The following is a 13976-nucleotide window of genomic DNA, read 5'->3' on the forward strand; positions in this document are numbered from 1 at the left end:
CCACAGTGGGCTGCCGCCGGTCGCCGACGGTTCTGGAGTGTTCACCGCCGGCCCGGGCGGCCGCCGGTCGTGGCCGCGTGACGTGGTCGCATGATGAGGGCCGCGACGTGGTACGTACACGGCGTGGATCCGGGGTTGGCATAGCCGTGGGTGACGTCGGCGGCAAAGTAGACCGAGTCGCCGGCGGCGAGTTCGACGGCCTCGTCGCCGATCGTCAGTCGTAGCCGCCCGGAGTCGACCGCGACGAACTCGTGCGAGCCCGGGGCGTAGCCGGGATAGCTGCCAGCGTCGCAGCCGGGTGGCAGGGTGGAGCGGATCCACTCGAAGTTGATCCCGGGGACCACGGGCGTGAGGATGACCCGACGCCATCCGCCCGGCTCGTCGACGACATCCTGATCGGCGGCGCGTCGCACGATGAGGCGCTCGTCGCGGGCGGCGGCGACCAGCGTGCTCAGCGGCACGCCGAGGCCGTCGGCGATGCGGGCCAGGACCACGATGGTCGGTGCCTTGAGGCCGCGCTCGACCGAGGAGAGCATGCTCACGCTCACCGACGCGGCCTCGGCCAGCGCTTGGAGCGTCAACTGGCGATCGGATCGCAACTGCTGTATGCGGCGGCCAAGCTCGACGAGATCCATGTTTGCTATAGTAGTGCCAATATTTCCTATAGAGAAATCGGGGCCTCGTGGTGACGACCGAAGCGGTGACCATCTGCCCGGCGACGCCTGCCGATGTGGCGGCGATCGCCGGCATCTTCTCCCACTACGTGCTCAACAGCGTCGCGACCTTCGAGGAGACTCCACCCAGCAAGGCTGACTGGTGGCGCAGGATCGACGGGTTGGCGGCCCGCGGCCTGCCGTTCCTGGCGGCGAAGGCCGGTGACGAGGTGTTCGGATTCGCCTATGTGGCCCCGTGGCGGTCGAAGCCCGCCTATCGGAAGACGGTGGAGGACACGATCTATCTGGCGCCGGACGCTGCCGGCCGGGGCGTGGGTCGTGCGCTGCTGTCTGCCCTGTTGCGGCAGTGCGGGGAACGCGACGTTCGCCAGGTCATCGCGGTCATCGCGGACAGCGGGGATCCCGCGTCGGCCGCCCTGCACCGCTGGGCCGGCTTCGGCGAGGTCGGCCGGCTGAGGGCGGTGGGCCACAAGCACGGGCGTTGGATCGACACGGTGCTGATGCAACTGGATCTGGGCGCTCGGAGAGTCAGCGGGGAGCGCGCGGCAGGGTAGGCGCAGCGGGTGCCTGGCCGGGCTGGCGCACTCAGCGGTCGTGGTAGGTCCGTCAGTCGACCGCCGATGCGTCCAGCACCTGGCGTAGCGCGTTGTCGAGTGCGGCGCGGGTGCTCGGACTGAGGCGGCCGAAGAGTTGCCGCCCCACGTCGTCGGCGATCCGCTGCGCCGCCGCGACGCGCTGCCGGCCCTGCTCGGTCAGGTGGATGGCATGGGCACGGCGGTCACCCGGCACGGCCCTGCGCTCCGCCAACCGCTGTCGTTCGAGTTCGTCCACGATCCGGCCCAGCGACGACTTGTCCAGGTCGAGCAGGTCGCCCAGTCGACGCTGGGTCAGCGGTCCCGCCCCGTCGAGTACGGCCAGTACAGCGAAGTGCCGTTCCTCGATCCCGAGCGGACGCAGCGCGTCGTTGAAGAGCTTCTGCGAGTGCCGGTGCACCGTGCTGAGCTGCATGGCGGTGATGACGTCCGCCGGCAGGAAGGCGAGCCGGGAGGCGTCGGCGGGGGAGCGCGCGGAACTCATCTCTGGATCTTAGGACGGCGAACGGATACTCTCATTTGAGAATGTATCAGTTGGCCCTATCTAGGAGGAGCCTTGACCCGGAACGTGGCGGCCGTCAGCGGGACGGCGTACCCGTCACCCATGGCCGGACAGACGGCCACCCGGCTGCGGATCGCGATCGTGCTGACCTGGATGCTGGTGCTGGAGCACCTCTACGCACTGGTCACCCCGCCGTACGAACTCGGCATCGAGCACGGGTTCCACCTCAGCTTCGGCATCGCGTACGCCTGGCTGGCGCTGCGGCTGCGCACGGCGCGGCCCTGGCAGCGGACCCTGCTCACGGTCCTGCTCGCGGTGCAGTTCGTCGGCAGGTTCTTCGTCTTCGCCGCGATCCCCGAGACCTGGGTCAGGGTCAGCCTGGTCCCGGGCGCACTGGTCACGCTGGTGCTCGTGGCGCTGCTGTGGTGGCCGGCCGGACGTCGCTCCCGGTGAGGCGGAGGGCGGGGATCGGCCCTCGGCGGCCGGTGGACTGTCTGGTTCGGAGACTGTCGGCCTGCCCCGTTCGTGCGCGCAGCCCGCGTAGCCCGCTGTCGACCTGCCCAGTTCGTGCGCCCAGCCCGCTGTCGACCTGCCCCCGTTCGTGCGCGCAGCCCGCGTAGCCCGCTGTCGACCTGCCCCGTTCGTGCGCCCAGCCCGCTGTCGACCTGCCCCGTTCGTGCGCGCAGCCCGCGTAGCCCGCTGTCGGTGCCCCGTTCGTGCGCCCAGCTCGACAGTGTGTGCGCCAGACCCTGTCGGCCGGCTGTGCGCCAGACCCTGTCGGCCGGCCCGGCTGGCGCCGGTCGGTCCCCGCACCGACCCGTGACCGATGCCCGACGACCCGGCAGGGGTAGGCATCCGCCCCGCCCGCCGCGCCCGACCGTTCCGCCCGGCCGCGTCGATCAGGCGGCGAGCACCGCCTGCACCTCGTGCCGGCGGCCGGCGGCCAGGCCGGTCAGCAGCGCGGGCGCCTCGTCGAACGGCAGCACCGCCGAGACCAGGTGTGCCCGTACCAGGTCGCCGTGGTCGCGGAGCAGGGTGATCGTCTCCGCCGACAGGCGGTCGCGGTCCCAGGTGGGGGCCAGCCCGCGCGGTACCCGGCCGATCTGCGCACAGCGCAGCGACAGCCCGTTGTGGTGGAACTCCTCGCCGAGCCGCACCAGGTCGGCGCCACCCTGATAGAAGGCGAGGTCGACGACGGTGCCCTGCGGGCGGAGCAGCCGCAGCGCCAGATGCAGGGCCGACGCCTGGCCCCGGCACTGGAAGACGACGTCGGCGCCCCGGTCGTCGGCCGCGTGCCGCCACCGCGTCTTCAACACCACGGCCGGATCGTCCTCGGCCGGGTCGAGCGTCTCCAGGCCGAGCGCCTCGGCCACCGCCCGCCGCTGCGGTGTGGGATCGAGTACCACCACCGAGGCGGCACCGGCCCGCCGGGCGAAGAGCGCGGTCAACAGCGCCACCACCCCGGCCCCGGTCACCGCCACCCGGCGCCCCCGCACCCCGTCGCCGAGGTCCCGCACACCGCTGCCGTACAGGTCGGCGGCGGCGTGCAGCAGCCCGTTGGCACAGATCGGTCCCATGTGCGCCACGTAGATCCCGAGCAGCGGATCCAGGTCGGCCGGCACCGGCACCACCCGGTCGAGGCGCGGATCGCCCCGGTACGCCGTCCGGTGCCCGTACGTCATCGCCACCACCGCGCCCTCGGCGACCGCCGGGGTACGGCTGCCGGTCACCCGGCCGACCTCCATGTAGCCGAGCCGGGTCACCGGGTACGGCGTACTCGGCGCGCCCTCGACGAACAGCCCGAGAGTGCCGTCCCAGCCGGCCGACAGGTACGGGTTGGTGCCCTTGACGTAGCTCAGCTCGGTGCCGGCGGAGACCCCGCTGAACAGGGTCTCGACCCGGAACGTGCCGTCGGTCAGCGGCTCCGGCTCCTCGTACCGGAACGCGACCTCGTGCGGTCCGGTGACCACCAGGTTCCGGTCCCGCTCAGACATTCGCCGGCTCCAGCGGCGGCACCCGGACGGGCTGGCCGGTCACGGCCGACTCGGCGACCGCCAGCGCCACCAGGTGAGTCCGGAGCGCCTCCGGGTACGGCACCCGGACGTCCGCGCCGATCCCCCGGACCGCGTCGACGAAGGCGCGGTCCACCGCCGTCCGGCCCTGCTCCAGGTCGCCGGAGACGCGCCGTTCACCGTCGGCGTCCCGGACCAGCAGGCCCTCCTCGCCGACCGACAGGGCCAGGCCGTCGGCGTACACCTCCAGGCCGGCCCGGTGCTTCCAGTCCAGCGCGCAGGTCGTGCCGAGCGTGCCCACCGCGCCGGTGGAGAACCGCAGCGCGGCGGCGGTCGCGCCGTCCACGTCCGCACCGTGCACGGCCGGCGGCCTGCCGTTGCCCACCGCCCAGACCTCGTCGACCTCGCCGACGAGATAGCGGGCCAGGTCGAGGACGTGCGCGGCCTGCTCCACGACCGGGCCGCCGGACTGGTCCCGGCGCGGCCACCAGCCGACCGGCGGCACCTTGTCCAGCCAGGCGCCGGTGACCAGCCGGACCGGCCGGTCGGCCAGCAGCCGCCGGGCCCGGTCGACCGCCGCCAGGTAGCGCCAGTAGTGCCCGACCGCCGTCACCGTGCCCCGCTCCTCGACGAGCCGGTTGATCCGGGTCGCGGTCTCCCGGTCCAGCGCGAGCGGCTTCTCCACGAAGAGGGCCAGCCCGGCGTCGAGCACCGCCTCCTCGGGCGCGCCGTGCGCGAACGGCGGCACGCAGACGTACACCGCGTCCAGCTCCGCCGAGAGCAGCGTCGTGACGTCGGGAAAAACCCGCGCCCGCGTCGACTCGGCCAGCCGGGCGGCCCGCTCCGCCGCCACGTCGGTGACCCCGACGATCCGTACGTCGTCGAACCCCGACAGCACCCGCGCGTGCCGCTGCGCCACGCCACCCGCACCGATCAGCCCCACCCGGCAGACCCGCATCCTCGACCTCCCGTTCCCCGACCTCGACCGGACTTTCGCCTTCTCCGGCCTCGGCCGACGGGAAACCTCCGACCGGTATCCGAAACGAACCGTTCACCGGGCCGCTGCGGGGACGGCGTCATCCGGAGATCAAGCTGTTAGCCGGCCTCGGGTTTGCCCGAGCGGCTCGGGGAAAAGGTTCGGCCCGGCGCTGCGGATCACGACATTGGGGGTGTGCCCGTGCGGCATTCAGAAGCGACAGTTTCACCCATCGTAGAAGCGTGGACCACGTACCGCACCGGAAACTCGACAAAGTGGACGGCCCGCCGGCTGCTGAAGATCAAGGGCGATCAGCGGGTCAGCGTGGTGCTTCCGGCCCGCAACGAGGAGGCCACCGTCGGCGCTATCGTCGGCACGCTACGGCGACACCTGGTCGAGAAGACCCCGGTCATCGACGAACTGATCGTGGTGGACTCGCGATCCACCGACTCGACGGCGGCGGTGGCCTCCGCCGCCGGGGCCCGGGTGGTGAGCCAGGACGAGATGACCCGGGGGCTGCCCCGGCTCGACGGCAAGGGCGACGCACTCTGGTCCGGGCTGGCCGCCGCCACCGGTGACATCGTCGCCTTCGTCGACGCCGACCTGCGCCGCTTCTCGCCCCGGTTCGTCACCGGGCTGGTCGGCCCGCTGCTCGCCGACCCGACCGTCGCGTTCGTCAAGGGCTTCTACCACCGCCCGCTGGTCGGCGGCGGCGCCGTCGAACCCGACGGCGGCGGCCGGGTGACCGAGCTGATGGCCCGGCCCCTGATCAGCATGTTCTGGCCCGAGCTGGCCGGCTTCGTCCAGCCGCTGGCCGGGGAGTACGCCGGCCGCCGCGAAATTCTCGAACAGCTCCCGTTCGTCTCCGGGTACGGCGTCGAGATCGCCATGCTGATCGACCTGCTGGACCTGGTCGGGCTGGACGCCCTGGCCCAGGTCGACCTCGGCGAGCGGTTCCACCGGCACCAGGACACCGAGGCGCTGGGCCGGATGTCGGCGCAGATCCTCTACACCGTCTGGTCCCGGCTGCACCGGCGCGGACTGGTCGCCGAGCCGGTGCCACCAACCGCCGCGCTCACCCAGTTCCGGCGCGGTGGTGACCAGGCACTGCCCAACCTGGACCGGAAGATCGTGGTCACCGACGTGACGGTCGCCGAACGTCCGCCGCTGGCCAGCCTGTCCCGACGGACCCGGATCGCCCGCGGCCGGGCCCGCCGGCCGGCGGTCGCCGCACCGGCCGTGACCGGGGCGGTGACCGGCGCGTGAGCCTCACCGTACTGGTCAACGCCGGCCCGTGGCTGCCGGTGCCGCCGAACGGGTACGGGGGCATCGAGAACGTGATCGCCACCCTCGTACCCGAGCTGCGCCGGCTCGGCGTACGGGTGGTACTGGCCACCGTGGGCAGCAGTGAGCTGGCCGTCGACGAGCGGCTGGCGGTCTTCGCCGACGGCCAGTTCGACAGCCTGCAACGGCCGTACAACCAGGCGTGCGGGGTGGTGCAGAGCCACCTGCACGCGGTGGTACGCACACTGCGGCACCGCGACGACATCGACCTGGTGCACGACCACGTCGAGGCGGCCGGCCTGGCCACTCTGGCCGCCCTCGGCCGGGACGCCCCGCCGGTGCTGCACACCCTGCACTGGGACCTGGCCAAGCACCCCGAGCTGTACGGCAACTTCGACGGCGCCGACCGGGTACGCGTCAACGGCGTCTCCGCCTCGCAGCTCGCCCGGGCACCGGAGGCGCTCCGCGCGCACTCGGTCGGGTACGTCCACCTGGCCACCCCGCTGGCCGCCGGTGCGGACCGGCGTCGCCCCGCCGACAAGGCCGGGCACGTCGTCGTGCTCGGCCGGATCAACCCGGGCAAGGGCCAGGATCTCGCCGCCCGGCTGGCCCACCGGGCCGGCTTCGACCTGGTCCTCGCCGGGCCGGTCGGCCCGTACCGGCAGCCGGCCGATCTCGCCGCCGCCGCGCACGATCCGGTGGCGGCGGCCAACCCCGACGTGCGGTTCTGGCGGGAGCGGGTCGCGCCGCACGTCGACGGGGTACGGGTGCGCTGGGTCGGCACCGTGGCCGGCCGGCAGCGCGACGAACTGGTCGCCACCGCCCGGGCCTCGCTCTTCCCGCTGCGCTGGGCCGAGCCCGGTGGTACGGCCGTGGTCGAGTCCCTGGCCCTCGGCACCCCGGTCGTCGGGCTGGCCGAGGGCTGCCTGCCGGAGTTGATCGAGGACGGTGAGACCGGGCTGCTCACCCGTGACGAGGAGGAGCTTGCCGGGCTTGTCCACGCCTCCGGTCGGATCGACCCACGCCGCTGCACGGCGGAGGCGGCCCGCCGGTTCACCCCGGAGGTGATGGCCCGGTCCTATCTGGAACTCTACGAACGCGTACGCAGCCTGGCGGTCGTACCCGTGCCGGGCTGATCATTGAGGCGGCGGAGGCGGGCACCTCCGTCTGTCGGCAATTGCTCGTCGATCGAACCTGGTCAGCTATGCGGACGGTGGCTATGCGGTGGAATTCGGCACCCTGCTGCCCGGGGGTGGGGCGGCCGATCGGCCGGAAAGCGGTCGCAGCGTTTGCTCGGCCCGTCCTGGTCTGCCATATTCTCTGCGACGACGTAGGGGCACGGATCTATTGCCTGCGGCGAAGGCAGGGGACACGGCCGTGGACGAGGGACGCAGTCAAGATCAGACAGCGCCACCGAAGGAGCTTCTTGATGACCTCCTATCGATCAACCGTGACCTTCCGTCGGAGGCGCTCCTTCCGGCGCTGCTCGGCGTGCCTCTCACTCCGGAGAACATCTGGGAGCTGATGGCCCGGGCAGCCGTCGAGCACGATGCGTTCGAGGGCGCGTTCCAGAGAGACCGGCGCGTGGTGATCGAGGTGCTGCGGGATTTCCATTCGGGACTCTCCGGTCGCCAAGAGAAGTGCGTCGGGCTAATCGGCCTGCTGCTCAGTGGGCTGATCATTGCGCACGAATTCGACCGACGCCGGGGTGCCGGTCCGGAAGGGGCGACGGACGAAGCCGCGGGAGTGGCGGAGGCGGAAGTCGGAGAATTGTTCGAGGACGCCCGGGTGCTCCGCGCGTTGGCGGCCGTATACGGTCTTGCCAACCGGAATAGTCGGCCCGGCGTACCGGACCCGGCCGAACTCTGGGACGAGATCGATTTCGTACAGTTGCGGCTGCTCCGGTTCGGCACCACCTCGTTCATTCTGAAAGGTCCGTGGAAGGACCGGCACGGACGCCGGGCCAGGATCGCGCTCAAGTGCGTACTGCCGCCGTACACCCGGATCGAGGCGATCGCCTCGGCGACCGAGGCGTACGTCGAACGCTACGGTCCGCAGCTCTCCGCGGCCGGTGCCGAGGCGGAGGGGCACGGGCAGGGGCCTTCCGTGCACCTGCCCGAGATCTACGCCAGCACCCGGGCCTGGGTGGCGATGGAGCTGATCGACGGCCGTACCCTCGAGGAGGTGATGACGGCCCGGCTCGGTCGGGCGGTGACCGAGGGCCGGTCGAACCCCCGACCCGGGCTGCGCGGACCGGCGCTACTGCGGCTCGACGCCCTCTGCGACCTGGTGCCGCCGCTGTTCCGGGCGCTCGCCGCCATCCAGAAACTGGGCCTCACCCACCAGGACCTCACCCCGTCGAACGTCATCTTCACCAGCGACCGTGGCTACGGCAGCGGGCTGAAGGCCGTCCTGATCGACCTCGGCCGCAACCACCTGTACACCCGGACGATCGGCGCGCTCGAAGGCCGGGAGGCCGGCTACGTCGCACCGGAGATGAAGCAGCAGGCGACGGTCGCCAAGCCGGCCCTGGCCGACCTGTACTCGCTGGGCAGGCTGTTGATCGCCATCGGCGGGGCGGACCCGACACAGGGGTCGGAGGTGCCCGACGTCTTCTACCTCCGCACGCCGCTGCTGGCGAGGTTCATCGAGGACCTCGTCGAGCGGGACCCCGCCCGGAGGCTGCTGCTCTACGGGGACACCAATTGGACGTACGCCGAACTCGGCACCGAGTTCGCGATGGAACTCCAGGCGGTGACGGTCGCGGAACGGGAGGGCCTGCTCGGCGAGGAGCGGCCCAGCCTACGGGGCCTCTTCGACCTGGCCTCGCCGACCACCCGGACGACGGCCCGGCAACGCCGGCTCCGCCGGGTACGGGTCCAGCAGCGGCGTCTGCTCCGGCAGTGGTACGAGGCGAGCCGGCCGGACGGCACCGGGCCGGCGGCACCCCGGGCGGAGGATCCACCGATCAGCGCTGATCCGTCCGACCCGGAGTTCATCCGGATCGGACAGCCCTCGGAGCAGGCGCTCGGCCGGCTGTCCGACCGGGCGAGGCGGAACAATCACCGAGCCGACATGCTGCTCTTCTGGTCGGCGCTCTGCGGGGCCTGCTGGGCGCTGGTCTTTCTGGTGCTCTCCATCCAGATCTGCCGGGACTTCGGTGTCGACCCCACGCCGGCGGCCGTCGACCTGGTCCGGCGGGGTACCGAACTCGTCAACTGGACCGCCGCCGCCGAACTGCTGATCGGATGGGAGCGGTGGATACTCGACACCCTCGGACCGCCCGGTGTGGAAAATCTCGACGCGCGGATCGTCGCCGGCACGTTTGCGCTGGTGAACGTGAAGCACTACCAGAACATCTTCGCCGGGCTCAGCGCGGCGTACGGCAGCGGTCGGCTCCCGCTGCTGCGTCGCCTGCACGCCTGGGCCGCCGAGTTCTGGATCAGGCTCTTCGCCTTCTGGTGGATCATGGTGGTGCTGCCGCCGAACCTCGGGCACCCGCTCTGGTGGCCGATCTGCACGGCGATCGGACTCAGCGTGCAACTGATGCTCAACGCGACGGTCTCGTCGTTCGCCAACCGGACGGTGAAGGACGCCCGGGACAACCGGTCCTCGTCGACCGTCCCGCCCAGTTCCCGCGAGATCACCGGACTCAAGATGTTCAGCCGGTGGACGCCGTCGATGTTCGTCTTCCTGCTGATGGTCTGGCCGTTGGCGTACTTCATCTTCCAGGGCGACCTCGACGGCCGGCCGTACGCGCTGATGCTCGGCGTCTCCAACATCGGGATCTTCTACGTGGTGAAGTGCGGCATCGATGCCCCGGCCATCCGTAGCGGCCTGGCCAGGGCGTTCCTCGCCTCGGAGCGGGCGGCGGCGGGCGAGCGCGTCGGCACTACTACTGGGACAGCCCGCTCGACGCGTCCAGCGGCACCACGTGCTCGACAGCCGTCAGCCGGGGGATGATCCGCAGTGTGTTGTCCCGGATCCGCTCCGGCGAGACGTTGTTCAGGGCGCAGTACATCACGCCATAGGCGGTGCGGGCGCCGGCGAGCAGCTTCGCGAGGTCGAGTTCGTGCCGCTGGACCTGCCGCATCCATGGCAACGGTGCGAGGTCCAGAATGGCGGGAGCGTCCTTCGGCCGGGTCATCTGGTCCTGGAGGTCCCGGCGGTCCTGCCAGCCCTCCCGGACGGCGCGGAGGTATCCCTCGCCCAGCCCGTGCTGGAGCTTGTTGATCCGGGACGCGGCGAACCGCTGGGTGACCGAGTGCCGCCGCTGGGGCAGGCTCATCGGCCGGGTACTCAGCGAGAGGATGTGCGTGCAGCCATCCCGCTGCGCCAGCCGGAACGGAAACGCCGTCAGCACGCCGCCGTCGATGGCGCGCTGCCCGCGCCAGACCGCGGTGCCCGGTACGGCCACCGGCAGCCAGGCGCTGGCCCGCAGCGTCTCCTTGAGATCCGCGCGGCTCTCGAAGCCACTGACGTCGAGCGTACGCAGCTCGTCGACGAGGGTCACCGAAACATGAAAGCGGATCGGCGCCTTGAGGACCGCGGAGAAATCCAGCGGCTTGATGACCTCGACCACATTTTCGAACGCGTACTCCATGTCGAGGATCGGTCGACCGGTGAGTGCCCGACGGAAGTCGACGAACTTGCGACAGGCAAGATCATCGTAGTAGATGGAGAGCGGATACCAGGTATTGGTGGCCAGAAAGTACGCCGAATTGATGGCTCCCGACGACGCTGCGTAGACGTCGTCAAAGGCATAGTGGAAACCCAGGTCCTCGATGGCGGTGAGCATCGCGGCGGAGACTATCCCGCGCATTCCACCACCCTCGACGGCGAGCCCGATCTTCCATGGATCGTTCCGGTTACCCGGCCTCGAGTCGGTCGCGCGTCGCTGGCGGAGCGCCTCGAGCACCGGATGAGTTTCGAGCCAACGCCCGGAAGGGGCCTGTTCGATTGTCTGCCCGGTCGCCAATTCGTGCTCCAGGACACTGGGAGGAGACATAGACGTAGCTACGGTTCCACAGTGATGTTGGCCCGTCAATGGGCGTTCGGCGGCCTCCGCCGTCCTTGCGGACGAGGACGTCGGGCCGGCGGGCAGTCGGACATCGGCCGCCGATATGCCGGGTCCGACGACGTCGTCGCGGCGGTCCGATCACCGCAATTGTGAGATCAACAGGGTTTCGAGATCGACAATTGACAACCGGCCGTCAGCGTGGACGCCGAACGGTTGCTTGATCCAATTCGGATTCAGTACGGGTGTCGACCGAGGTACGTCGACGTGGCCCTGGCCCACCGCCTGTCACCCCCGGCCTGATACGTTCCCGGCCCGGCTTCGGTTAGTGTTCGGGTTACTACGCGTACCCGACGGTTGGGGGCAGGGCAGGGTGGGACTCGCAGCCACATTCGGGCGGGCGGTGGCCGCCCACCGGCAGGCCCGGGCACACCTGGACGCGGCCCGGCACGGGTTGGCGCAGCTCCAGCCGCCGCCCGACTCCGGCGAGACCGCCGACGTCGTGGCCCGGCTGCGCCGGGTCGGCGAGGCGGTCAGCGGCGAACCCGAGCCGGCCCGGTTCTTCGCCGGCCCGCTGCCGGTACGGCTCGGCGTGGCGAGCACGGTGGACGGAAGCTTTCCGGCGGTCGTACCGCTGAGCGGCGGCACCCACCTGGCGATCGACGCGGACGCCCGGGACGGGCGGGTGGCGGCCCTGCTGCGTACCCTGGTGGTCCGGCTGCTCGCCGCCGCACCCGCCGGCTCGGTCCGGGTGTCCGCCCTGGACAGCGCCGCGCTCGGCGCGACCTTCCTGCCGCTGCGGGTGCTGGTCGAGGCCGCGGCGGTGTCGCCGCCGGCCACCACCGACGCGGAGATCGCCGCCGCGCTCGACGCCGCCGAACGGCACGCCCGGACCGCCCAGCAGGCCACCTCCGGCACGCCGGAACTGCTGCTCCTGGTCGCCGCCTCGATGCCGGCGGGTCGGGAACTCGGCCGGCTCGCCGCGCTCACCCACGCCGGCCCGACCGCCGGGGTCTGCGTGATCGCCGCCGGATATCCGCCCCCGGGCGCCGGGCTCGCCCCACCGCCGCTGGGCGGCAGCACGCAGGTCCGCCTCGACCCGCAGGGGTACGCCTGGATCGGCGATCCGCCCGGTCACCCGTTCAGCTCCGACGGCACCGGCCTGGCCGCCCCGGTACGCCTGGACGGCGAACCGCCGGCCGGCACGGTCGCGGCGCTGGCCGACCGGCTCGGCGAGGTCTACCGGCGGGAGTCGAGTTTCACCTTCACCGACCTGCTGCCGGCCCGGCCCTGGGCCGAGGCGTCCGGCAACGGGCTGCGTGCGGTGGTCGGCCGCGCCGGCCGGGAGCAGGTGATCTGCGCCTTCGACGACCAGACCCCGCACTGGCTGGTCGGCGGCCGGACCGGTGCCGGCAAGACGGTCTTCCTGCTCGACGTCCTCTACGGACTCGCCGCCCGCTACTCCCCGGACGAGCTCTCGCTCTATCTGCTCGACTTCAAGGAGGGCGTCAGCTTCACCGAGTTCGTGCCGACCGGCCGTGACCCGTCGTGGATCCCGCACGCCAGGGCGGTCGGCATCGAGTCCGACCGGGAGTACGGCGTCGCCGTCCTCCGCGAGCTGCGCCGCGAGCTGAACCGGCGGGCCTCGGCGCTGAAGCGGCACGGCGTGACCAAACTGGCCGACCTGCCCCGGGACGGCAGACCGGTGCCGAGGATCGTGGCCGTGATCGACGAGTTCCACGTGCTCTTCGCCGGCAACGACGCGGTGGCCAGGGAGGCAGTGTCGCTGCTGGAGGAGCTGGCCCGCAAGGGTCGTTCCTACGGCATCCACCTGGTGCTGGCCAGCCAGAGCATGACCGGGATCGAGGCGCTCTACGGAAAGACCGACTCGATCTTCGGGCAGTTCCCGCTCCGGGTGGCCCTGCCCGGCGGCGGGGGAGTGCTGGACACGCTCAACGACGCCGCCGGAGCCCTGCCGATCGGCTCGGCGATCGTCAACCCGTCCGCCGGGCTGGCCGCCGCCAACACCGTGGTCCAGTTCCCGGACGCGCACGCCAGCGCCGCCGAGGTGGCCCAGCTGCGGCACGAGCTGTGGCAGGCCCGCAAGCCGGGCTCGCGGCCACCGGCGGTCTTCAAGGGGTACGAGTCGGCGCACGTCGAGGACGACCCGACGTACCGGGGACTGGTCCCGGGTGGACGGCGGCCGTTGGCGCTGGTGGGCCGTTCCGTCGACGTGGACCTGACCTCGGCACTGTTCCCGCTGGACGCCACCCCGGGCCGGCACCTGGCGGTGGTCGGCACCTCACCGGTCGGGGCGAGCGTGCTGCACGCCGCCACGGTCAGCCTGGCCCGGCAGCACACCCCGGGCAGCGCCCGGTTCCTGGTCGCCCCGCTGGTCGCGGTCGCCGACGAGATCGCCGAGGAGACGATCGCCGAACTGACCGGGGCGGGACACCCGGTGGACCGGCTCGACGCCGCCGGGCTCCGCGACGAGCTGCGCAAGCTCGCCGTACAGCCGGCCGACGGGTCGCCGGCCCGGACCTTCCTGGTCGGGTACGGCATGGACGGTGCCAGCGGCGTCCTCGGCGTCCGGGACGAGAACTACAAGTCCGGGCTGGACGACCTCCAGGCGGTGCTCCGGCAGGGCCCGGCGTACGGGGTGCACCTGCTGGGCTGGTGGCGCGGGCTGCGCCGGCTCTCCGACGACATCGGCGGGTCGAGCAACCGGGACGACGTCGCCTGCCTGGTCGCGCTGAACGTGCCCGGGTCGGAGCTGAGCATGTATCTCGGGCTGCACGACCTGGCCTACACCCCGAGGGCGAACCGGGCGCTGCTGGTCGACCGGCACGACCAGCGGGTACGCCTGATCGTGCCGTTCGTCCGGGCCGGCTACGAGCACGACGACGAGGGGAGCTGAG

The 13976-nt window shown here is 71.8% G+C and carries 11 protein-coding genes; 6 read left to right on the forward strand and 5 right to left on the reverse strand.

Going from position 1 to position 13976, the window contains the following annotated elements; genetic code table 11:
* Positions 1–41 precede the first annotated feature (41 nt).
* Positions 42–635, reverse strand: a complete 594-nt coding sequence (locus ACQEVC_RS20260) for a helix-turn-helix domain-containing protein (protein ID WP_432879749.1) — start codon at positions 633–635, stop codon at positions 42–44.
* A 47-nt stretch (positions 636–682) separates the two neighbouring features.
* Here ACQEVC_RS20260 and ACQEVC_RS20265 point away from each other — a divergent pair, with 47 nt between their 5' ends.
* Entirely contained in the window at positions 683–1228 is a 546-nt protein-coding gene (locus tag ACQEVC_RS20265; protein ID WP_432879751.1) for an N-acetyltransferase family protein, read from the forward strand.
* A 52-nt stretch (positions 1229–1280) separates the two neighbouring features.
* Here the strand turns inward: ACQEVC_RS20265 and ACQEVC_RS20270 are convergent, their stop codons facing one another.
* A complete protein-coding gene (locus ACQEVC_RS20270) occupies positions 1281–1751 on the reverse strand; it encodes a MarR family winged helix-turn-helix transcriptional regulator (RefSeq protein WP_432879754.1) in 471 nt (156 codons plus the stop codon).
* Positions 1752–1823: 72 nt separating this feature from the next.
* On the opposite strand from ACQEVC_RS20270, the gene ACQEVC_RS20275 reads away from it, so the two are divergent.
* Positions 1824–2222, forward strand: coding sequence for a hypothetical protein (locus ACQEVC_RS20275; RefSeq protein WP_432879756.1), 399 nt, complete (start codon positions 1824–1826; stop codon positions 2220–2222).
* A 446-nt stretch (positions 2223–2668) separates the two neighbouring features.
* Here ACQEVC_RS20275 and ACQEVC_RS20280 read toward each other — a convergent pair whose 3' ends face one another.
* A complete protein-coding gene (locus tag ACQEVC_RS20280; protein ID WP_432879758.1) occupies positions 2669–3763 on the reverse strand; it encodes a zinc-dependent alcohol dehydrogenase in 1095 nt (364 codons plus the stop codon).
* The gene (locus ACQEVC_RS20285; RefSeq protein WP_432879760.1) at positions 3756–4739 is read right to left on the reverse strand and encodes a Gfo/Idh/MocA family protein; all 984 of its coding nucleotides are present in this window, start codon (positions 4737–4739) and stop codon (positions 3756–3758) included. Before ACQEVC_RS20285 ends, ACQEVC_RS20280 begins: the two co-directional genes overlap by 8 nt.
* A gap of 219 nt (positions 4740–4958) precedes the next feature.
* On the opposite strand from ACQEVC_RS20285, the gene ACQEVC_RS20290 reads away from it, so the two are divergent.
* The 3 genes from ACQEVC_RS20290 (at position 4959) to ACQEVC_RS20300 (ending at position 10004) form a co-directional block, all read left to right on the forward strand.
* The gene (locus tag ACQEVC_RS20290; protein WP_432879763.1) at positions 4959–6023 is read left to right on the forward strand and encodes a glucosyl-3-phosphoglycerate synthase; all 1065 of its coding nucleotides are present in this window, start codon (positions 4959–4961) and stop codon (positions 6021–6023) included.
* Positions 6020–7177 (forward strand): glycosyltransferase, encoded by a 1158-nt coding sequence (locus ACQEVC_RS20295; protein WP_432879765.1) that lies wholly within the window; start codon positions 6020–6022, stop codon positions 7175–7177. The genes ACQEVC_RS20290 and ACQEVC_RS20295 overlap by 4 nt, the downstream gene beginning before the upstream one ends.
* A 355-nt stretch (positions 7178–7532) precedes the next feature.
* Positions 7533–10004 carry a hypothetical protein gene (locus ACQEVC_RS20300; RefSeq protein ID WP_432879768.1) on the forward strand — a complete coding sequence of 824 codons (2472 nt, stop codon included), beginning with the start codon at positions 7533–7535 and terminating at the stop codon, positions 10002–10004.
* On the opposite strand, the gene ACQEVC_RS20305 is transcribed toward ACQEVC_RS20300, so the two are convergent.
* Positions 9937–11049 carry a patatin-like phospholipase family protein gene (locus tag ACQEVC_RS20305; RefSeq protein ID WP_432879771.1) on the reverse strand — a complete coding sequence of 371 codons (1113 nt, stop codon included), beginning with the start codon at positions 11047–11049 and terminating at the stop codon, positions 9937–9939. The two genes, ACQEVC_RS20300 and ACQEVC_RS20305, sit on opposite strands and share 68 nt — an antisense overlap.
* Positions 11050–11431: 382 nt before the next feature.
* Here ACQEVC_RS20305 and ACQEVC_RS20310 point away from each other — a divergent pair, with 382 nt between their 5' ends.
* Positions 11432–13975 carry an FtsK/SpoIIIE domain-containing protein gene (locus ACQEVC_RS20310; protein WP_432879773.1) on the forward strand — a complete coding sequence of 848 codons (2544 nt, stop codon included), beginning with the start codon at positions 11432–11434 and terminating at the stop codon, positions 13973–13975.
* Position 13976 lies beyond the last annotated feature (1 nt).

Source organism: Plantactinospora sp. CA-294935 (genome assembly GCF_050936445.1).
In the GTDB taxonomy this organism is placed as follows: Bacteria; Actinomycetota; Actinomycetes; order Mycobacteriales; family Micromonosporaceae; genus Plantactinospora.